Raw genomic sequence first — 20,082 nt, 5'->3', positions numbered from 1 at the left:
CTAGTTAAAAAATTAAAACTGGGACAATCCATGTCAAGACGAGGAAACTGTTGGGATAATGCCCCCCAAGAATCTTTTTTCGGGCATTTTAAAGATGAAGCGCATATAAAAGCTTGTACATCTTTTTCCCAGCTAAAACAAGAGATTAAAGACTATATGAAATACCATAACCAGCATAGATATCAGTGGAATTTAAAGAAGATGACTCCTGTTGAATACAGAAATCATCTTCTCGCGGCTGCCTAACTTTTTTTTAAATGTCCTTTATAAAGGGTACAGATTAACACATCAGCTTGCTTTTTTATTTTGTTCATAAATATTGATTCCCGCTTCATGTAACATCCATTCAATGTGCACACCATATCCGGAAGTTGGGTCATTTACAAATACATGTGTAACTGCACCAATCACTTTTCCATTTTGAACAATTGGGCTTCCGCTCATTCCTTGTACAATACCACCTGTTTTTTCTAATAAACGCTTATCAGTAACCTTTATAACCATTCCTTTTGTAGCTGGAAATTTTTGCGGCACTGCACTTACTATGTCAACATCAAATGATTCTACTTTATCGTTATCAATTACTGTTAATATTTTTGCTGGTCCTTCTTTTACTTGATGAGATAATGCGATTGGCATCGCCTTATCCATTATCCCGTTTTTCACATTTGTATTTAGCTTTCCAAAAATTCCAAATGGACTATTTGTTGTAATATTCCCAATTACTTCATGATCTGGTGAGAATTTCGCTAACTTTTCTCCGGGATTTCCATGGCTTCCTCTTTCAATCGAAGTGACTGTCGAACGCATAATTTGCCCATCTTCCACTTGAATCGGTTTTTTTGTATCATTGTCAGAAATAACATGACCAAGCGCTCCATATTTCATGGAATTTGGGTCGATAAATGTCATCGTTCCAATACCAGCTGCCGAATCACGAATATATAGACCAATGCGATAAGATGATTCCCCACTATCTTTTTGTGGCGTTAGCTTTGTGCGAATATGCTTCCCATCCCTCAATAACACAAGATGAAGCGGTTCACCTGTTTCACCACTACTATGAATAAATGGTGCTACATCGCTCATTCTTTCGATTGTTTTTCCATTAATTGCAGTAATCATATCACCAACTTGTACACCTGCTAGTTCACCTGGCGATACTTTCACTTTTTCCGTTTGAATTAAATGATGTCCAACAACAAGGACACCTTTCGTATTCAGCTTCACACCGATAGATTGTCCACCTGGAATAACTTTAAAATCTTTTAACACTTTTACGTTTACTTTCTTCACAGGGAAACCAGCCAATTGAAACACCATATCCGCCTCACCATTTTGATGTGAATTCACCATAATCCCCGGCGCTTTTTGTTTAGAACTTACGGTAAACACGTTATGATTGGTAGATGAAGCTTGAAAAACAGGCAGTGATTCTATTTCTGATTGTTCCCCTTCAAAAATAACAAGTTGTTTTGGAAATGAAATAAATGTACGTAATGGTTTAAAACAGACAATAAAAACTAACGAAACAAGGAGACAAATCCCTATTATTTTCCGGAAGTGTTCTAATCTCAATTTATTCACTCTCCTCGCTCCTACCCCACATTCAGCCTCTTCGGCCTCATCTTTTAATCTCTCCTTGCAACGCCCTGTTTATAACCGGAAGAATTAAGAAATCATTATTTGAACAAAAAAGCTATCCATTATTGGATAGCTTCTGCTGCTTGCTTAAAATGATTTGCTTGCGTAAGTAACTCTTTCGCATGTTCCGTAGTTAAATCCGTAATTTCTACACCAGAAATCATACGAGCAATTTCTGTCACTTTATCTTCTGGACTTAGTATTGTGACAGATGTCATTGTCCGATCATTCGCCACTTGCTTTCGGATAAATAAATGTGAATCCGCCATTGAAGCTACTTGAGGTAAATGAGTAATGCAAAGTACTTGTGAATTTACTGATACCCTGTAAATTTTTTCAGCAATCGCTTGTGCAACTCGGCCGCTCACACCTGTATCCACTTCATCAAAAATGACAGATGTGACACCATGATGTTTCGAAAAAATACTCTTTAAAGCTAAAATAATACGAGATAACTCTCCTCCAGAAGCAACTTTTGAAAGTTGTTTCAACGGTTCACCTGGATTTGTGGAAATATAGAACTCCACTTGGTCATATCCATCCACTGTTAATTTGACAGGTATTCCTTCAACGAGTGGATCTTCTATATTTCCTTCTTTTTTTGTTATTCTCACTTCAAATTTTGTTTTTTCCATATATAGTTCTTTCAATTCTTGGTGAATAGCACTTGTTAAGCGCTCTGCAAGTTCATAACGCATATCACTTAACATTGTCGCTTCTTTTAAGATTACACTTTCCAATTCTTTTAACTCTTTTTTAGCCTTTTCAATATGCACATCTTTATTTTCAATCGTAAATATTTCTTGCTCTATTTTATCTGCATACGCTAAAATCTCTTCTACAGTATTGCCATACTTTCTCTTTAGCATACGAATTTCATTTAAACGAGTTTCAATTTCATCTAAACGATTTGGATCATATTCCATCATATCTAATTTTTCTCTTAGCTGATAGGCTACTTCTTCCAGCAAATAATAGCTATTCGCTATTGAATCATGATTTTCTTGATACGATTCATCTAAATGTGCAATACTCTCCATTTGCCCCATTGCATTTCGCACATGATCAAGGCCTTGTCCATCTGCAGTTAATGAACGATAAGCATCACCTAACGCTTTATAAATCTTCTCAAAATTAGAGATTTTCAAGCGCTCCTCTGTTAATTCCTCTTCTTCATCTACCTTTAAATCCGCTTTACGAATTTCTTCATATTGGAATTGAATTAAATCCAATCGGTGAGCCATCTGTTGTTCATTTTCTGTTAAAGCTTTTAATTGTTTCTTCAATTGTTCATACTTTACATATACTTCTTGATATTTTTCTAATTGTTTTACAATTCGATTTCCATCGAAATGATCCAGCATAAAGAGATGCCGTTCTTCATTCATTAAATCTTGTGTCTCATGTTGTCCGTGAATATCAACAAGTGTTTTCCCAATTTCTTTCAATATGCTTAATGTAACAAGTTTACCATTTATGCGACATACACTTTTTCCATTCGCAGCTATGTCGCGTTTTAAAATCATCATGCCATCTTCAATTTCAATATCCAGCTCTTCTGCCTTCGCAATGCACGGGTGCTTATCGTCCTCTATATAAAACAATCCTTCAATTTCTGCTTTCTCTGTTCCATATCGAACAAATTCTGCTGACCCACGACCACCAACAAGCAAGCTAATTGCATCAATAATAATTGATTTTCCAGCTCCTGTTTCACCACTTAATACAGTTAAGCCTTTTTGAAAAGAAATATTTAATGACTCAATAATAGCAAAGTTTCTAATCGATAATTCCGATAACAATGCTTCATTCACCTCGTTATAAACTAATGCCCCATTAAGAGCTTTCATTACGTATTATTTAAATCGTTATCTTCTATATATCACATGTATCATGTATTCTTCTAACATGCTTCATTGTACCAAACATTTGTTTTATGGGTCAATCCGCCTCTTTATGTATACCATTATAAAAACCTTATTTTTCACAATAAAAAATATCTTGTTTACTTTCTCATTTTAGTAAGAAAGTAAACAAGATTCTTTTTTGTTACAGCATATTTAAGAAACGATCCGATACATTACCAGTATCTTCAGGCGTACGACAAATAATTAAGCAAGTGTCATCACCACAAATGGTTCCGATAATCTCGTCCCACTCTAAATGATCAATAAGCGCTCCTAGCGCGTGAGCATTACCAGGTAATGTTTTTAACACAAGCATATGCCCTGCTGTGTCTAATTTCACAAACGAATCAACGAGATTCCGTTTTAATTTTTGTAACGGATTGAAGCGTTGATCTGCTGGTAAGCTATATTTATAGCGACCATCATGTAATGGCACTTTTACTAAGTGCAGTTCTTTAATATCACGTGATACAGTTGCTTGCGTTACATTAAAGCCTTCGTTCCGTAAAATGTCAACTAGTTCATCTTGTGTTTCAATTTCTTTGTTCGCGATAATTTCTCTAATTTTAATATGGCGCTGACCCTTATTCATACATTTGCACCTCACACTATCTCTTACCATAGTTTAAACGTTGATATACTTCACTTATTTATGTTAACGTATAATCGTTTTATTGTACACAATTGTTTTTACAATCATTATACAATTCCAACAAAAAGAGGAACAACATACGTTATTCCTCTTTTCCCTTTTGTTTTAATACTTCATGCGCTTCTGTAACAACTTGCTCGATGGAAATTGGAGAATGGTTTTCACCAGTCTCACGCTCACCATACCATTTTAAATGGATTAAAAATTCAATATTTCCATCTCCACCTGTAATAGGTGAGAATGTCAAGTCTTGTACATCGTATCCTTCTTGTAACGCAAAGTCGACAATCATTTCGACAACAGCTTCATGTACTTTTTTGTCACGAACGATACCTTTTTTTCCAACTTGTTCTCGCCCAGCTTCAAATTGCGGTTTAATTAATGCAACTACATCACCATTTGGCGTAAGCATTGTTTTTAACACCGGCAAAATAAGCTTTAATGATATGAACGAAACGTCGATGCTTGCAAACTGCGGTAATCCACGCTCTAAGTCAGCTGGTGTAACATAACGGAAGTTCGTTCGCTCCATCACAACAACACGTTCATCTTGGCGAAGTTTCCAAGCTAATTGATTGTATCCTACATCCAGAGCATAAGATAACTTTACTCCATTTTGTAGTGCACAATCTGTAAAGCCACCAGTTGATGAACCAATATCAATCATAATTTTATCTTGCAAATCAAGTTGAAATACTTGTAATGCCTTTTCTAATTTATAACCACCGCGGCTTACATAAGGCATAACTTGTCCCTTTATTGTAATTGGTGTATCCTCAGGAATTTTTTCCCCCGGCTTATCGAGCCTCATCTCATTCGCATATACAAGCCCAGCCATAATGGCGCGCTTTGCTTTTTCACGTGTTTCAATCAACCCGCGTTCTACTACTAATACATCTACTCTTTCTTTTTTTACACTCATTTGTTACGCCCTTTTTTGTTTTGATGGAATCATTGTATGGATGCGATCTACAACCGCATCTGTTGTTAACCCAATTTCTTCTAATAATTTCGTCACACTACCGTGCTCGATAAAATAATCTGGAATTCCCATTCGTTCAATCAATGCACTATGATATCCATGTTCAGCAGCAAACTCCATAACTCCTGAACCAAACCCGCCGATTAAACAAGCTTCTTCAATTGTTAAAATCGGTATATTCTTTCCTAAAAGATCATGTAAGTATGCTTCATCCATTGGCTTAATAAAACGAGCATTTACCACCTTTACAGAAACACCAGCTTTTCCAAGACGCTCGGCTGCTTCCATAGCCATTGGAATTGTTGTCCCAAATGTTACAATAGCTGCTTGCGTACCTTCTCTTAATGTTTCCCATGTGCCAATTGGAATTACCTTGAATTCATCATCCATTGGAACACCAAGTCCATTTCCACGCGGATATCGAAGTGCAATCGGTCCATCTTCATATTGCATTGCTGTATATACTAAATGTTGTCCTTCATTCTCATCTTTCGGCATCATAAGGACGATATTGGGTAAGTGGCGTAAAAACGCAATATCAAATACTCCTTGATGCGTTTCTCCATCTGCACCAACTAATCCAGAACGATCAATACCGATGAAAACATTTAAGTTTTGACGACATATATCATGAACAACTTGATCATATGCTCTTTGTAAAAACGTCGAATAGATTGCTAAGAATGGTTTCATTCCTTGTGTTGCCATTCCAGCTGCCATCGTTGTTGCATGTTGCTCGGCAATTCCTACATCAATCATACGATTTGGAAATTCTTGATGAAACTTCTCAAGTTTAGATCCAACAGGCATCGCCGGCGTAATCGCTACGATACGCTCATCCACTCTTGCCAGTTTACGAACCGTTTCACTAACAACAGCGCTCCATGCTGGAGCAACTTCCTTCGGTTTCACAAAGTCTCCCGATTCAATCTTATATGGGCCAGTGCCATGCCAAGTACCGATTACATCGCTTTCAGCAGGTTTATATCCTTTCCCTTTCTTTGTAATCACATGAACAAGTACTGGACCTTTTGTTTTCTTCGCATATTGCAGTGTTTCAAATAGTTTTTCATAATCATGTCCATCAACTGGCCCTAAATATGTAAAACCTAATTCCTCAAAAAAAACACCAGATACTAATAAATATTTCAAGCTATCTTTAATCTTTTCAGCCGTCGCTGCAACTTTCCCACCAACTGCTGGAATCTTTTTAAGAATATACTCCAGTTCATCTTTTACCCATTGATATTTACCAGCTGTACGCAAACGACCAAGTACATTATGAAGTGCTCCAACATTCGGTGCGATTGACATTTCATTATCGTTAAGTATCACAATCATATCTGTCTTTTCATGTCCGATATGATTCAGCGCTTCTAGAGCCATTCCTCCAGTTAAAGCACCATCTCCGATAATCGGTATAACATATTCATCTGTTTTCTTTAAATCACGCGCTAAAGCCATTCCCATCGCAGCAGATAATGATGTTGAACTATGACCAGTTTCCCACACATCATGTTCACTTTCACATCGTTTTGGAAAACCACACAATCCTTTATACTGCCTTAATGTACGAAACTCTTTTGCACGCCCTGTTAAAATTTTATGAACATAAGATTGATGTCCGACATCCCATAAAAATTTATCTTTCGGACTATCAAATAATGTATGCAGCGCAATTGTGAGTTCTACTACACCTAAGTTAGGAGCAATATGTCCACCTGTTTGAGAGAGCTCTTCAATTAAAAACTTACGAATATCCTCACTCAATTCCTCTAGTTCGCTGATAGACATATCTTTCAAAAAACTAGGGTTTTGAATTTGCGTTAGATCCACATGGATCACTCACTTTCATTTCATAATCTGTCAACATGTCAAATATTATAAAAAAACTTTACACAATACAAGAAGTTCTTAGCTTTTCCTACTACATTTTATCTTATCTCTACTTACTTTGATACGCCCACTTCTTTGTATGATGAAAAAAAGAGCCGCTCACACAACGTGACAACGGCAATGTAATCTAAATATATTTTTGCCAATAAAAAGAAAAGAAAAACCTTTTTCTACATTTATACCACAAAATGATAAATGACTCAACAAATGAAAACGCTGTTATACTAGTTGTTACGCTTTGCGATAAGATCACAAACAGAGAGCAAGTATGTATCTTGTAATTGCAGGGACATAATTGCATCCTTTGCTTTGGCAATCGTTTCTTCTAATATACTTTTTGCTTCGTCTATCGCAAATAATGTCGTATATGTACTCTTTTCATTAGAAGCATCGCTGCCAATTGGCTTTCCAATTTCTTCTTCCGTTCCTTCCACATCTAAAATATCATCTCTAATTTGAAAGGCAAGGCCAACATATTTTGCAAAGGCAAGTAGCTTTTCCTCTTCTTCTTTTGTTGCACCAGCAAGTATAGCACCAGCAAGTACAGCAAACTCTAATAATCTTCCTGTTTTATGCTTATGAATATACTCTAATTCATTCAGTGTAAGGTGCTTCCCTTCCGCTTCCATATCCGCTACTTGTCCAGCTACCATTCCTTCTGGCCCCGCGGCTTTGGCAAGCTCCAGTGCCAGCCTTAACTTTATTTCACTAGAAATCCCTTCATAATTATACGCTGAAACTACTTGAAACGCATAGGTGAGCAAACCATCGCCGGCTAAAACAGCCATCGCCTCTCCAAATACTTTATGATTGGTTGGCTTCCCGCGTCTTAAGTCATCATCATCCATACATGGCAAATCATCATGAATTAAAGAGTATGTATGAATCATTTCAAGTGCACAAGCTGCACCTATCCCAAGTTCTCGTTCTTTCCCAAACGCATGTAAAGTTGCAAATAAAAGTAACGGGCGGAGACGTTTTCCACCCGCTTCTAATGAATATGTCATCGCATCGCGAAGCACGTTTGGACATTGCAATTCATTCGCGTAACGCGCAAGTTCTTTTTCTATAAACATTTTGCTTTCTATTACAAAAGCATCGAAATCTCCATATGCCACTATGCTTCATCTCCTAAAGCTGTAAATGGCTCAAGCTGTCCATCTTCTCCAAGGATTACTGCCATTTGTTCTTGTACATCTTTCAATTTCTCATCACACAACTTAGACAATTCCATCCCTTCTTTAAAGTATGAAATTGCTTCTTCTAAAGGAACATCGCCTTGTTCAAGCTTGGAAACGAGATGCTCAAGCTGTGAAATCGCCTCTTCAAAGCTCAATTTATTTTCCATTTGATTCACGCTCCTTTACGCTCGATACATTACAATCTAATATACCATCTTGTAATTGCACGGAAACTACATCTCCAGCACTAACATCTTTTACACTTTTCAATACTTGCTTCTTCTCGCTATATACAAGTCCATATCCTCTCATCATAACTTTAAGCGGACTTAATGCTTCTAGTTGCTTTGCTATTCTCACAAATGCAAATTCTTTCGTTTGTAACACCGTTTGCATTTCTCGTCGTAATTGTTTTTGTAACGTTTCAATCGCTATCTTTGTTTGTGAAATTCTTTGAGCAGGATGGTGCTTCTCCAAGTAAAATGAGAGCTGCTTTAACTGATTCACTTTTTTCTCCATATAGCGCTCTTTTGCTAAAACAAGTTGCTCAAGAGCTCGATCTAACTGCTCTTCTTTTTGTTCATATATTTGTCTTGGATAACGAAATGCATATGACTTTTGCAACGTTTGTAATCGCTCTTGCCTTTTATGTACTATTTCTCGCATCGCTCTTTGTAAACGAAGTGTTCTTTGCAATACTTTCTCTTGCATTTCAAGAATATTAGGCACAGCTAATTCAGCAGCTGCTGTCGGCGTCGGTGCACGTAAATCTGCAACAAAATCAGCGATTGTAAAATCAGTTTCATGTCCAACAGCAGAGATAATGGGAATCTTACTTGCAAAAATTGCTCGCGCGACTATTTCTTCATTAAAAGCCCATAGCTCCTCAATAGAACCGCCCCCGCGACCAACAATTAATACATCTATATCATTCATCTCATTTGCTGTTTGAATAGCTTGTACAATAGAGGGAGCAGCAAACTCCCCTTGTACAAGTACTGGAAAAACAATCACATTCCCAATTGGATAGCGACGTTTAATCGTCGTTATAATATCACGAATAGCCGCCCCCGTTGGTGATGTAATCACACCTATTGTTTTTGCATATGCAGGAATGGGTTGCTTATAAACGCGAGAAAATAATCCTTCTTCCTCTAGTCGAACCTTTAATTGTTCATAAGCTAAGTGAAGATTCCCCACACCATCAGGTTGCATATCATGAACATAAATTTGATAAGAACCACTTGCTTCATAGACAGAGATTTTCCCTTTTACAAGCACTTTCATTCCATCTTCTGGTCTGAATTTTATATTACGATTATGCCCCGCAAACATAACCGCTGCAATCCTTGCATTTTCATCTTTCAATGTAAAATACATATGGCCACGGCTATGATATTTAAAGTTTGAAATTTCTCCTTTTAACCAAACAGACTGCAAATGCGGATCATACTCTATTTTTGTTTTGATATAACGTGTTAATGCTGTAACGGTTAAATATTGCTTTTCCATTTCTCTCTCCTCATAGCCGCTTCAAATTATTTACAGATAAAACCTGCACGTTTAGCAGATTCAACTGTATTATGAAGAAGCATTGTAATTGTCATCGGACCAACACCTTTTGGCACCGGTGTAATGTAGCCTGCAATATCTAGTACATTTTCAAAGTCAACATCGCCGCATAGTTTTCCTGTCTCTAAGCGATTCACACCAACATCAATGACAACTGCTCCTTCTTTTATATAATCGGCCGTTACCATCTTTGGTCTTCCTACAGCTACAACTAAAATATCAGCTAACTTTGACAATTCTTTTATATTTTTCGTTTTAGAATGACAATACGTAACAGTCGCATTTTCATTTAAAAATAGTTGTCCTACTGGTTTTCCAACGATGTTACTTCTTCCAATGACAACAACATGTTTTCCAGAAATATCAATATTCGTTTCTTTTACTAATTCTAAAATGCCATGTGGCGTACAGGGAAGGAATGTATCTTGTCCTGTCATCATACGCCCAATATTAATGGGATGGAATCCATCTACATCCTTCTTAGGTGAAATTCTTTCAATGATAGCTTTCTCTTCAATATGTTTCGGTAAAGGTAATTGTACTAATATTCCATTGATACGATCATCCTCATTTAAACGATCGATTTCAGCAAGTAAACGCTCTTCAGTAATCGTATCTGGAAATTCGATAAGCTCTGAATAAATCCCCACTTGTTCACAGCCTTTTTGTTTTCCCTTTACATAAGAACGAGAGGCAGGGTCTTCTCCAACTAAAATAACTGCTAATCCTGGTACAATCCCTTGCTCTTTTAACTTCACAACTTCTTCTTTTAATTGTGCTCGTTTTTTCTCCGCAACTTCATTTCCTTTGATAATTACTGCTACCATTTTAAGATTCCCCCTTAAAGAAATTACAGTGTATCTTTTATATTAGATAAAACGCCGTTAATAAAACGACGAGATTCCTCATCCCCGAATGTTTTCGCAATTTCAATTGCTTCATTGATTGTTACATTATGCGGAATTTCTTCCATGTATTTCATTTCATAAACAGCTAAGCGCAAAATACTGCGATCAACGATACTAATACGTTCTAATTTCCATTTTTTTAAATTTTGACGAATTAACTCATCAATTGTTTCTTTATGCTCTACAAAGCCACCAACAAGTGAATCTAAAAATTCATTTGTTTCTTCTCCTTCATCTAGCGTATTCTCTACCGCTACTTTCGGATTTAATTCTCCGGTAATATCCATTTGGTATAATGCTTGCATGGCTCTTTCTCTAGCCGTCCTACGTTTCATTGTAACTCTCCTTTATACTTCAAGTCTTTCTTTATGATTTGTTATATTATTATAATTTATAAGTTCTCAATTTACTTACTTTTGTAGTTTTCATTGATTTTTCAACCTTATAATACAATGATAATAACACAATTTATCGTTTCATACACGGGTTACACAGCTGAAAAATAATAAAAAAATTAACTTCAAGTTCCACATCTTATCATAATGTACGTTTTTTAAGAAAAACATAGCCGTTCTCTTTCAGATTTCATATTTTTAAAAATAATATAATAATTAGAGGAGTTGCTTGGTGAAGAAATGAAACGACAAAAAAGGTGCCTAGTTCATGAGGCACCTTTTCATTCTTACACTGGCTCGATTTCTGTTTGTTGTGTTTCGAATGTTACGCCAACGATGTGAACGTTCACTTCTTTTGGCTCAAGACCAGTCATTGTAAAGAGCGCTTGACGAATGTTGTCTTGAATCTTTTGTGCGACAACTGGAATAGCAACGCCGAAATACATAATAACATAAACATCCACAATGATATCTTCGTTTACTAATTCAACCTTTACACCTTTACCATGATTTTTTTTCCCTAATTTTTCTACAACATCTGTCGCAAAATTCCCGCGCATTGCTGCCACGCCATCTACCTCAGCAGCTGCGATACCCGCAATCACTTCAATTACTTCTGGTGCAATCTCTACTTTTCCAAGACTTGTATCTTGACCCATATCTAACATATGTTCAGCCATAAAAAAACCTCCTTTAAATATATCCCGCATCAACAGGTAGTAAAACCCTCTTCAAAGTTCTTAGAACGAAAGAAAATCATATAGAAGGTTCCCTACCTATAAATGCCCAATTCGTGAAATCTACATGAGTGGAGCAGAACGTTCCACCAATAATCGTTTCACTTTATCACTGCGTCACAAGTTCATGTTCTTCCAAAAACTTTGTATTAAATTCACCTTTTACAAAATCCGGATGATTTAGCAATTGTAAATGGAACGGGATTGTTGTATGTACGCCTTCAATGACAAACTCACTAAGCGCTCGCTTCATCTTTGCAATTGCTTCTTCACGAGTTTTTCCGTGAACGATTAGCTTTGCAATCATCGAATCATAGTAAGGTGGAATTGAATAACCTGGATAAACAGCTGAATCGACGCGAATACCAAGCCCACCTGGCGGTAAATACATTTCAACTTTACCTGGGGATGGCATAAATTTTTTGGCAGGGTTTTCCGCATTAATCCGACATTCAATTGCCCAGCCATTAAATTGTACTTCTTCTTGCTGTAACGATAGCTTTTCTCCAGAAGCAACACGGATTTGTTCTTTAATTAAATCCATTCCTGTCACCATTTCAGTCACAGGATGTTCCACTTGAATTCGTGTGTTCATTTCCATAAAATAAAAGCTTTTCGTTTTATATTCATAAATAAACTCAACCGTACCAGCACCTGTATAATCAACTGCTACTGCCGCTTTCACTGCCGCTTCACCCATTTTTTGACGAATTTCAGCATCCAAAGCAGGTGAAGGGCTTTCTTCTAACAATTTTTGCAAACGGCGCTGAATTGTACAATCACGTTCTCCTAAATGAATGACATTGCCATGTGCATCTGCCATTATTTGAATCTCAACATGGCGGAAATCTTCAACGTACTTTTCTAAGTATACACCAGGGTTTCCAAAAGCGGTACTAGCTTCTTGCTGTGTAATTTGAATTCCCTTTACAAGCTCCTCTTCATGGCGAGCAACACGAATTCCTTTTCCTCCACCACCAGCTGTCGCTTTAATAATAACAGGATATCCAATTTCATTTGCAAGTTCGATCGCTTCTTCTATGTTTTTAATAATACCTTGTGAACCCGGTACAATCGGAACCCCTGCTTCTTTCATTGTATCACGAGCAACGTCTTTTGTACCCATCTTTGAAATCGCTTCTGGGCTCGGCCCAATAAAGATTAAATTACACTCACGGCATAGTTCAGCAAAATCAGCATTTTCAGCTAAAAATCCATAGCCCGGATGAATTGCATCACATCCCGTTAACTTAGCAACACTAATAATATTTGTCAAATTCAAATAACTTTCTTTTGACATCGTTGGTCCAACACAATATGCCTCATCAGCTATCTGTACATGAAGTGATTCTTTATCTGCTTCTGAATAAATAGCAACTGTTTCAATATCCATCTCTTTACATGCACGAATAATGCGCACTGCAATTTCCCCACGATTGGCTATCAATACTTTTTTTATCATTACAAAGACTCCCTTATTACGCTTTTACAAGAAATAGCGGTTGTCCATATTCAACAAGTTGTCCGTTATTAACAAGAATTTCAACAATTTCGCCCTCTACATCTGCCTCAATCTCATTAAATAACTTCATCGCTTCTACAATACATACAACAGAATCTTTTGATACGCGATCTCCAACCATTACATATGGAGGTGCATCAGGTGAAGAAGAAGCATAAAATGTCCCTACCATAGGCGATGTAATTTTATGTAGATTCTCATCTTTAACAACTTCCTTCTCTTCCTGCTTCGGAACTTTTACCTGCGCTGCTGCCGCTGTTGTTTCTACTTGTACAGCTGGAGCCGCTGCTTGCATAACTGCTGGTGCTTGCCCTACCACTACTTCGTGACCGCGTTTTTTCATTTTAATTGTTGTACCATCTTTTTTGTATTCAAATTCATCAATATTAGAGCTATCAATTAATTTAATTAATTCACGAACTTCCTGAATTTTAAACATATAAAACCCACTCCCATACTCTTGTTTGTCTCGTTTTTACAGTCGTCCTATGAGAAATAAGCGATTCGCTGTAAAAATACGATGCATTCTACTGGAAACATTCTCTTTCAAAATGTACCAATAGAAAGATTGACTAGTTCCATCTTACGATAAATATTTTCAACATTCCAACTTATATTTCTTTATTATAAGTCGAAACTCCTGTAAAAATATAATTTCAATTAATATTTTATCACCTAGTAATAATACCAAGTTTCACATGAAATTGGCAAGACCACTTCAAAAAAAAAGGCTGTTTTCTTATCTATAAAAGAATGAAATGACATAATGTTTCCCATATGAATCGTATTTATAAATGTACGAAAATATATTTTACTAAATATTATTTTTTCGTTTACAAACCGTTTAGTCTTCCTCCATATAAAAATAGTATGTTCAAAGGGAACGAAAATATTGTGTAGCGAGGTGCCGAAATATGATTTGGCTCATTCTATTTCTACCGGCTGTAACCGTTTGGGTCATTGTTACTTTTGTTCATATCAAATCTGTGGAAAGCAACCATCATTACCACGAACCTATTATTTTCCACTCTCAACGTATCCCTCCGTTTCGGATTGAAGAAGACCATACGAATGAAATGGAAAAAAGCTATCGAAAACGATAGCTTTTTTCCATTTCTCTCTGCCTTACCATCCACCTTTGATTACTTAACAGGATCAAACTTTACACCTACATCCTTCGCTCCAGCTTCACTTCGTACAAGTTGAATAATTTTATTTGCTTCTTTTTTCGAATGCTTTGCCGCTTTCACTGTTACTTTAATATCAGTTCCATCTGCTCTTACAAGGGCATCTTTATAACCCCCTTGCGATTTAATAACTGTTTCCAATAAGCTTTCCTTTGTCTCCATTGTAGTAATTGCATCAAAACTATCTTTCGCTTTGCTCTTTTCCTCTGCAGAAGATTTCGATGAATTAATTACATTTTGTAATTTTTCTTTCTCAGCACTACGCTGGTCTTCCATTTGCATACGAAGAGCTGTAAAATTCTCATCATTCGATTCAACAGTTACATTTCCTTCCTGTTTACTCGTTTCTTTATTACCATTATCTTTTTTCTCTGTTTCTTTACCCGCAGTTTCTTTTTTCTCTGTTTCTTGATTTGTCGTTTCTTTCGTTCCTTCTTTTTCAGCGTTTTGCTTTTCTTGTCCAATTTTTTCACTTGCTGTTGGTGTTACATTATTCATTTTCTCTGGTGTTGTTACATAATAAACAGATAAAACAACAACTAGACTTAACATCGTCAATAACCAAACTGTTTGTTTTTTCAACATTTCACTTCCCCCTTAACCTTTTTTTGGTAACACAGCAACGCGGTGTGCTGGAACATCTAACATGCGCGTTACTGCTTCTTTTACCATTGATTTAATTTGTATATTATCCACTCCCTTTGCCACGACAAGAACACCGCGTACTTTCGGCTTTTCTGTGCGCAAAACAATAGGAGTTTCTTTATCCCCTTCACGGATAATCACTGTTTTCTCGTCTGTTGACTCGTCCTCCACCTCTCTTTTCCCTCCCGTTTTATCTGTTTCTCCGGTTGTTTGGGATCGTTTTACAATATTTTTTTCGAGTATTTTTTGTTCAGAGGAGTCAAGATTCACTTCAATTGATACTTCTTTTACACCTGTAATATCTTCTAACGAAGACTTTAATTCTTGTTCGTATGCTTTTTCATATTTTTCTACCACAGACATACTATCGTTATTCTTTTGTCCAAAAGTAGGTACATCTTTCTCTGTCTTTTGACTTGTCTGTTCTTTAAAAACTGGCACTTCTTCTTTCTTCGGTTGAAAGAAATTACTAGAGAACATAAGCAAGATTCCAAGTATAAGTAGGACAAGCAAAAATTTTGGTGTTACCTTTTTTCCCTTCTCCCTATCTTCTTTCTCCTCTCCCTTAAATAAGTTGCGAAAAAATGAGAACTTTGTCCCCTTATCGTTTTTGTCCATTTCCTCTACCTGTCCCTCCTTCCATTTGAACTTGGATTTGTTTATCCTCTAGCTGCCATTTGCTTGAAAAGAACTCCTTCATTTCTACATTCATTTCTTCCGTTGTTTGCTTCGGTTCTTTCGTATTGATTTCAATTGGTTTTACAGTTTCAATTGCATCATTTTTCTTCGGTTCTCTTTCTTTCAATGTTACAATAACAGACTCAATATCTTTTGCCGTTCTTACTTCTTCCTTTGTTTCTAGCGCAACTACCTCTATATTAGATACTGTCATACCATACTTTTTCTCAAACTCTTTACCGATTTCTTTTTTCATTTTGACAGCCATCTCTTCTAAACTATATGCACGTGTAAGGGCTTGTATTTCTTTTTTCTTTGCATCAATAGAATTTTTTATAGAATGATCTGTTGCATATTTTTCTGAATTAAAATTAGCAATTACCTCATTTACATCTGTTTGTAATAGCTTGAATAACGGAGTCAACATCAACACGACTAATAGTAGACTTACAACAAATTTTACATATTTCTGTAAATTAGAATTAGGAAGTAACAAATGAAGCATCGTCGCTAAAAGCAAGAATACAATAATGTTTCGAATCCATTCCGTAACAAATTGCATATTCCTCACCTCCTAGCGCATCATGAGGGTAATATTCCCTGCGGCAATCATAATTGTAATGCTAAGGAAGAACATAAAAGATACGATTGCTAGACAAGCAAACACATAAATAATGCTTCGTCCTATAATATCCAAACATTGAATGATTGCTCCCCCGCCAACTGGCTGTAAAACAGCGGCTGCAAATTTATAAATAAAGGCGATACAAAAGATTTGAATAGCTGGAAATGCTACGATTAAACATAAAATAACAAGCCCAATCATCCCTACTGTATTCTTAAGTAGTCCAGATGCACTAATAACAGTATCTGCAGCTTCTGTAAACATTCTGCCTACGACTGGTATAAAGTTTCCTGTGACAAACTTCGCTGTTTTTACAGCAATACCGTCAGCAACTGCTGTTGCTGTTCCTTGTACTGATAAAACTCCAAGAAAAACTGTTAAAAATATTCCGATAATCCCCACGCTGACTTTCTGTAAAAGTTTAGACAGTTTCGTAACTTTATATTGATCACTCATCGTACTTACGATACTTAAAATTGTTGCAAGCAACAAAAGTGGAAGAACGATATAATTCATAAGTAAACCGCTTGTATTCATTAAGAAAACGATAATAGGATGAAAGAATGATACAGATACAACACCGCCTCCAGTCGCTATTAAAGCCAACAAAATTGGAAGCAATGCCAATATGAAATCTACCATCGTTTGAATGGTTTCTCTTGCATAAGTCATGACTACATAAAAGCTATTTAACGCAAAAATAATGAGCACCATGTATACAACAGCATCTGCAATTTTACTAATGCTACTTTTTGCAAAAGCGGATTGCAAAGATTGTAATAGTGCACTAAAGATTGTGAGCATAATAAGAGTCCCAAGTAATTTTCCATTTGCAACAAGCTCATGGAACAAATATTTGAGTAAACCTATCATCCACTCCTTTATCGAAAATTCTTTTTCTCCTTTCACAAATTCCATAAAACTTCCCTTTTGACTTTCTGGTAAATAACCGTCATATTTAGTAATCAGCCCATCCCAAAACTGCTTCACATCCTCAATTCCAAGTTTGTCCAATTGCTGATCAACGACGTTTTGTTCTATGGGAGAAGCTTGTACGACAATTGGTAAAGAAAAGAAAAGGAAGCAAGCAAATAACAGCTTAGCTCCAAACTTCCGCAACATCTACTCCCCCTTATCCCGTAGGTAAAAAGCCAAGAATGGTTTCAATTACAACTGTTAAAATCGGAATGGCCATAACAAGTATTAATATTTTTCCGGCTAATTCGATTTTAGAAGCGATTGCTCCTTGCCCTGCATCTTTTGTAATTTGCGCCCCAAATTCAGCAATATAAGCAATGCCAATAATCTTTAATAGTGTTTCTACATAGACATTGCTCACCTTTGCTTCACTGGCAATTCGCTCAATCATTTTTAAAATAGAATGAATTTGATCGATTAATAGAAGAAACATTACACTACCAATAAAGACAATAAATAATGATGTAATGCTAGACTTATGTTGATTTAATATAGCCGCTAAAAAAGTTGCAACGAGGCCTAATCCGACAATTTGAATAATTTCGATGCGAATCGCCTCCTTTACTGGAAGAGAAAGACACTTTTAATCTTGTCGAATAATGTATTGATTAGAAATGCTACGTGGAATAAAATGACTACAAAACCGACAAGAATGACCCAATTTGCAATATCTTCCCGCTTTAATTCTTTTAATACCGTATGAATGAAAGCTAATATAATGCCAATTCCGGCGATTTGAAATATTAACCCTACGTCAATGGACATCGCCTTTCTCCCCCCTTTATAGCAGTAAAATCACAATAAGTAGCCCTGCTAATACCCCTAGGCTTTTAATCATTTTTTCATATTGCTGCTGCAATGCTTTCGCTTCTCCTTCCTCTCTTTCTAAATGTGTAATGCATAACCGAATATGTTTTTGTTGCGACTCTCGGTCATGCTGCCCTAACGTTTCACCAAATTGTTGCAAAATCTCATATTCAGCTTGTTTAAGAGATGTGAGCGCCCAATTTTCTTTTAAACTATCAAGCCAGGACTCTCTAACAGTTTGTTCACCGTTTTCAAGCCGCTTTGAAAAGCTTTGAAATATCCAATTTAATGGTTTCGGCATTTGTTTGACTAAACGTTCTGCCGCTTCTGATAAAGGGGTATGTCCATACATAATTTCAGCCTCTAATGATTGAAGGGCTGCTTTTAAAAGCCGTAATTGGCGCGGACGCTCACTATATCTCTTCGCATGTGAAAATCCAAAAAAAGTCGTTACTGCTACAATTAACACCGCACCAAATATTTTTATCATACGTTTTGAACCTTCTTTCGCCTTTGAATCGGTTTCCCTTCTCTATCCTTCACTTGCACTACAGTACCAGGCCCTTTTGCTTTTGAGAGTTCAATAAAACGCTCAAACACTCCAAATTCCATTACTGCTTTTAAAGATGGACGCTTTCGTATATCATCTAAAGAAAATCCATGTGCACTTATGAACAGTTGTACCCCTGCATGAACAGCCTCCATAATGGCTTCGCTATCTTCCATGCGCCCGATTTCATCAACAATTAATATATCTGGACTCATAGAACGAATCATCATCATCATTCCTTCTGCTTTCGGACACGCATCAAGCACATCAACACGTGGGCCGAATTCATATTGCGGAATCCCTTTTACACAACCTGCAATTTCTGATCTCTCATCCACAATGCCAACTTTACAAGAAGGGATGTTCGCAAAGCCCACTCCTTGACTCATACAGCGTGCTACGTCTCTAAGAAGCGTTGTTTTCCCCGTTTGTGGAGGTCCAATTACCATCGTATTTAACCAACGTGATTCGTATAAATAGGATAAAAGCGGTTCAGCTATTCCCATTTTTTGACGAGCAATCCGAATATTAAAAGATGACACATCACGAATCATCTTGACCGCACTTTTCTCCGTAATCACTTTCCCTGCGAGACCAATTCTATGCCCACCACGCAGCGTAACATAGCCACGCTTTAATTCTTCCTCTATCGTATAAATAGAAAATTGACTCAGTTTATTTAAAAGGTGCATAGCATCTTCCGGTGTAACTATATATTCATGAAAGAATACTTTTCCATGTGCAATACATTCAAGCGGTCTCCCAATTCGAACGCGAATTTCTTCTAACGCGTTATATTCCTTACATCCTTCAATTAACTCCCTCATCATTTTTGGTAAAACCTCTAATACTTCTTTCATCGCCTTCTCTCCACTCTAATTGACTTTCTATTTCAACACTGCGATAAAAATGCAAGCAACCCCAAGAGTCAGAAAAAAAAGCTTTAAAAAAGAGATTTCACTTGCGACACTTGCAATGCCAATTGTCATTGTCAAAATTAATACAGTAGGCCCAACAAATGCCAACATACCATTTATAAACAAGGCCTTTTTCGCATCATTTACATAAAGCATAAGCAAAGCGGCGCATATTTCCACGCTTCCAGAAAACACCCGAAGTAATCCCATAACAAGCACAGAAGTTTCTATTGCCGCTAGCCATTGTTTCATTCTTTCACCTTCTCTCCTCACAACGACTCTTTCGTTTGCTAAAAATG

The 20,082-nt window shown here is 36.6% G+C and carries 24 protein-coding genes; 2 read left to right on the top strand and 22 right to left on the bottom strand.

Going from position 1 to position 20,082, the window contains the following annotated elements:
• A partial coding sequence (locus tag MR059_RS05085; RefSeq protein ID WP_242161596.1) for an IS3 family transposase occupies positions 1-246 on the top strand: 246 nt, incomplete at its 5' end.
• Between the two features lie 42 nt (positions 247-288).
• Here MR059_RS05085 and spoIVB read toward each other — a convergent pair.
• From spoIVB to accB, 13 genes are all read right to left on the bottom strand, one after another.
• On the bottom strand, positions 289-1,587 hold the full coding sequence (gene spoIVB, locus MR059_RS05080) for a SpoIVB peptidase (RefSeq protein ID WP_242161595.1): 1,299 nt from the start codon (positions 1,585-1,587) through the stop codon (positions 289-291).
• 119 nt (positions 1,588-1,706) lie between these two features.
• A complete protein-coding gene (recN, locus tag MR059_RS05075) occupies positions 1,707-3,446 on the bottom strand; it encodes a DNA repair protein RecN (RefSeq protein WP_012095327.1) in 1,740 nt (579 codons plus the stop codon).
• A gap of 247 nt (positions 3,447-3,693) precedes the next feature.
• Entirely contained in the window at positions 3,694-4,143 is a 450-nt protein-coding gene (gene argR / locus MR059_RS05070) for an arginine repressor ArgR (RefSeq protein WP_012095328.1), read from the bottom strand.
• 142 nt (positions 4,144-4,285) lie between these two features.
• Positions 4,286-5,125: a TlyA family RNA methyltransferase gene (locus MR059_RS05065; protein ID WP_012095329.1), complete on the bottom strand. Its 840-nt coding sequence runs from the start codon at positions 5,123-5,125 to the stop codon at positions 4,286-4,288.
• Between the two features lie 3 nt (positions 5,126-5,128).
• Positions 5,129-7,021 (bottom strand): 1-deoxy-D-xylulose-5-phosphate synthase, encoded by a 1,893-nt coding sequence (gene dxs / locus MR059_RS05060; protein ID WP_012095330.1) that lies wholly within the window; start codon positions 7,019-7,021, stop codon positions 5,129-5,131.
• A gap of 284 nt (positions 7,022-7,305) precedes the next feature.
• Positions 7,306-8,157: a polyprenyl synthetase family protein gene (locus MR059_RS05055; RefSeq protein WP_087095437.1), complete on the bottom strand. Its 852-nt coding sequence runs from the start codon at positions 8,155-8,157 to the stop codon at positions 7,306-7,308.
• Between the two features lie 41 nt (positions 8,158-8,198).
• Entirely contained in the window at positions 8,199-8,429 is a 231-nt protein-coding gene (gene xseB / locus MR059_RS05050; protein WP_012095332.1) for an exodeoxyribonuclease VII small subunit, read from the bottom strand.
• Entirely contained in the window at positions 8,419-9,774 is a 1,356-nt protein-coding gene (gene xseA / locus MR059_RS05045) for an exodeoxyribonuclease VII large subunit (RefSeq protein ID WP_048723596.1), read from the bottom strand. The genes xseB and xseA overlap by 11 nt, the downstream gene beginning before the upstream one ends.
• A 26-nt stretch (positions 9,775-9,800) precedes the next feature.
• Positions 9,801-10,661, bottom strand: coding sequence for a bifunctional methylenetetrahydrofolate dehydrogenase/methenyltetrahydrofolate cyclohydrolase FolD (gene folD / locus MR059_RS05040; protein WP_048723599.1), 861 nt, complete (start codon positions 10,659-10,661; stop codon positions 9,801-9,803).
• Positions 10,662-10,684: 23 nt separating this feature from the next.
• Entirely contained in the window at positions 10,685-11,077 is a 393-nt protein-coding gene (nusB, locus tag MR059_RS05035; RefSeq protein WP_012095335.1) for a N utilization substance protein NusB, read from the bottom strand.
• A gap of 347 nt (positions 11,078-11,424) precedes the next feature.
• Positions 11,425-11,817: an Asp23/Gls24 family envelope stress response protein gene (locus MR059_RS05030; protein WP_012095336.1), complete on the bottom strand. Its 393-nt coding sequence runs from the start codon at positions 11,815-11,817 to the stop codon at positions 11,425-11,427.
• A 166-nt stretch (positions 11,818-11,983) separates the two neighbouring features.
• Positions 11,984-13,336: an acetyl-CoA carboxylase biotin carboxylase subunit gene (gene accC, locus MR059_RS05025; RefSeq protein ID WP_048723601.1), complete on the bottom strand. Its 1,353-nt coding sequence runs from the start codon at positions 13,334-13,336 to the stop codon at positions 11,984-11,986.
• A gap of 16 nt (positions 13,337-13,352) precedes the next feature.
• A complete protein-coding gene (gene accB / locus MR059_RS05020) occupies positions 13,353-13,835 on the bottom strand; it encodes an acetyl-CoA carboxylase biotin carboxyl carrier protein (protein ID WP_012095338.1) in 483 nt (160 codons plus the stop codon).
• Positions 13,836-14,310: 475 nt separating this feature from the next.
• On the opposite strand from accB, the gene MR059_RS05015 reads away from it, so the two are divergent.
• Complete coding sequence (locus tag MR059_RS05015; protein WP_041810004.1) at positions 14,311-14,499, top strand: hypothetical protein; 189 nt, start codon at positions 14,311-14,313, stop codon at positions 14,497-14,499.
• A 39-nt stretch (positions 14,500-14,538) separates the two neighbouring features.
• Here the strand turns inward: MR059_RS05015 and MR059_RS05010 are convergent, their stop codons facing one another.
• From MR059_RS05010 to MR059_RS04970, 9 genes are read right to left on the bottom strand one after another with little or no spacing between them, the layout of a single operon-like run.
• Positions 14,539-15,168: a SpoIIIAH-like family protein gene (locus MR059_RS05010; RefSeq protein WP_012095339.1), complete on the bottom strand. Its 630-nt coding sequence runs from the start codon at positions 15,166-15,168 to the stop codon at positions 14,539-14,541.
• Positions 15,169-15,180: 12 nt separating this feature from the next.
• The gene (gene spoIIIAG, locus MR059_RS05005) at positions 15,181-15,846 is read right to left on the bottom strand and encodes a stage III sporulation protein AG (protein WP_012095340.1); all 666 of its coding nucleotides are present in this window, start codon (positions 15,844-15,846) and stop codon (positions 15,181-15,183) included.
• Entirely contained in the window at positions 15,830-16,468 is a 639-nt protein-coding gene (gene spoIIIAF / locus MR059_RS05000; RefSeq protein ID WP_012095341.1) for a stage III sporulation protein AF, read from the bottom strand. Before spoIIIAF ends, spoIIIAG begins: the two co-directional genes overlap by 17 nt.
• Positions 16,469-16,480: 12 nt before the next feature.
• Positions 16,481-17,653, bottom strand: a complete 1,173-nt coding sequence (gene spoIIIAE, locus MR059_RS04995) for a stage III sporulation protein AE (protein WP_012095342.1) — start codon at positions 17,651-17,653, stop codon at positions 16,481-16,483.
• Between the two features lie 10 nt (positions 17,654-17,663).
• A complete protein-coding gene (gene spoIIIAD / locus MR059_RS04990; protein ID WP_256941505.1) occupies positions 17,664-18,062 on the bottom strand; it encodes a stage III sporulation protein AD in 399 nt (132 codons plus the stop codon).
• An 8-nt stretch (positions 18,063-18,070) separates the two neighbouring features.
• Positions 18,071-18,274, bottom strand: coding sequence for a stage III sporulation protein AC (gene spoIIIAC, locus MR059_RS04985; RefSeq protein ID WP_012095344.1), 204 nt, complete (start codon positions 18,272-18,274; stop codon positions 18,071-18,073).
• A 16-nt stretch (positions 18,275-18,290) separates the two neighbouring features.
• Positions 18,291-18,806, bottom strand: a complete 516-nt coding sequence (gene spoIIIAB / locus MR059_RS04980; RefSeq protein WP_012095345.1) for a stage III sporulation protein SpoIIIAB — start codon at positions 18,804-18,806, stop codon at positions 18,291-18,293.
• Positions 18,803-19,726, bottom strand: coding sequence for a stage III sporulation protein AA (gene spoIIIAA, locus MR059_RS04975; protein ID WP_242161593.1), 924 nt, complete (start codon positions 19,724-19,726; stop codon positions 18,803-18,805). Before spoIIIAA ends, spoIIIAB begins: the two co-directional genes overlap by 4 nt.
• 27 nt (positions 19,727-19,753) lie before the next feature.
• Positions 19,754-20,035, bottom strand: coding sequence for a YqhV family protein (locus MR059_RS04970; protein ID WP_012095347.1), 282 nt, complete (start codon positions 20,033-20,035; stop codon positions 19,754-19,756).
• Positions 20,036-20,082 lie beyond the last annotated feature (47 nt).

The sequence above is a fragment of the Bacillus cereus group sp. BfR-BA-01522 genome (assembly GCF_022662635.1).
Lineage (GTDB): Bacteria > Bacillota > Bacilli > Bacillales > Bacillaceae_G > Bacillus_A > Bacillus_A cytotoxicus.
Note: the sequence above shows the minus strand (reverse complement) of the source record. Positions and strands in the feature narration are given on the sequence as shown.

Coding starts and splice junctions, on each gene's coding strand:
- argR (WP_012095328.1), bottom strand. CDS start 4,143: ATGAATAAGGGTCAGCGCCATATTAAAATTAGAGAAATTATCGCGAAC.
- MR059_RS05065 (WP_012095329.1), bottom strand. CDS start 5,125: ATGAGTGTAAAAAAAGAAAGAGTAGATGTATTAGTAGTAGAACGCGGG.
- MR059_RS05055 (WP_087095437.1), bottom strand. CDS start 8,157: ATGTTTATAGAAAAAGAACTTGCGCGTTACGCGAATGAATTGCAATGT.
- xseB (WP_012095332.1), bottom strand. CDS start 8,429: ATGGAAAATAAATTGAGCTTTGAAGAGGCGATTTCACAGCTTGAGCAT.
- xseA (WP_048723596.1), bottom strand. CDS start 9,774: ATGGAAAAGCAATATTTAACCGTTACAGCATTAACACGTTATATCAAA.
- folD (WP_048723599.1), bottom strand. CDS start 10,661: ATGGTAGCAGTAATTATCAAAGGAAATGAAGTTGCGGAGAAAAAACGA.
- nusB (WP_012095335.1), bottom strand. CDS start 11,077: ATGAAACGTAGGACGGCTAGAGAAAGAGCCATGCAAGCATTATACCAA.
- MR059_RS05030 (WP_012095336.1), bottom strand. CDS start 11,817: ATGGCTGAACATATGTTAGATATGGGTCAAGATACAAGTCTTGGAAAA.
- accC (WP_048723601.1), bottom strand. CDS start 13,336: ATGATAAAAAAAGTATTGATAGCCAATCGTGGGGAAATTGCAGTGCGC.
- accB (WP_012095338.1), bottom strand. CDS start 13,835: ATGTTTAAAATTCAGGAAGTTCGTGAATTAATTAAATTAATTGATAGC.
- MR059_RS05015 (WP_041810004.1), top strand. CDS start 14,311: ATGATTTGGCTCATTCTATTTCTACCGGCTGTAACCGTTTGGGTCATT.
- MR059_RS05010 (WP_012095339.1), bottom strand. CDS start 15,168: ATGTTGAAAAAACAAACAGTTTGGTTATTGACGATGTTAAGTCTAGTT.
- spoIIIAG (WP_012095340.1), bottom strand. CDS start 15,846: ATGGACAAAAACGATAAGGGGACAAAGTTCTCATTTTTTCGCAACTTA.
- spoIIIAF (WP_012095341.1), bottom strand. CDS start 16,468: ATGCAATTTGTTACGGAATGGATTCGAAACATTATTGTATTCTTGCTT.
- spoIIIAE (WP_012095342.1), bottom strand. CDS start 17,653: ATGTTGCGGAAGTTTGGAGCTAAGCTGTTATTTGCTTGCTTCCTTTTC.
- spoIIIAC (WP_012095344.1), bottom strand. CDS start 18,274: ATGTCCATTGACGTAGGGTTAATATTTCAAATCGCCGGAATTGGCATT.
- spoIIIAB (WP_012095345.1), bottom strand. CDS start 18,806: ATGATAAAAATATTTGGTGCGGTGTTAATTGTAGCAGTAACGACTTTT.
- spoIIIAA (WP_242161593.1), bottom strand. CDS start 19,726: ATGAAAGAAGTATTAGAGGTTTTACCAAAAATGATGAGGGAGTTAATT.
- MR059_RS04970 (WP_012095347.1), bottom strand. CDS start 20,035: ATGAAACAATGGCTAGCGGCAATAGAAACTTCTGTGCTTGTTATGGGA.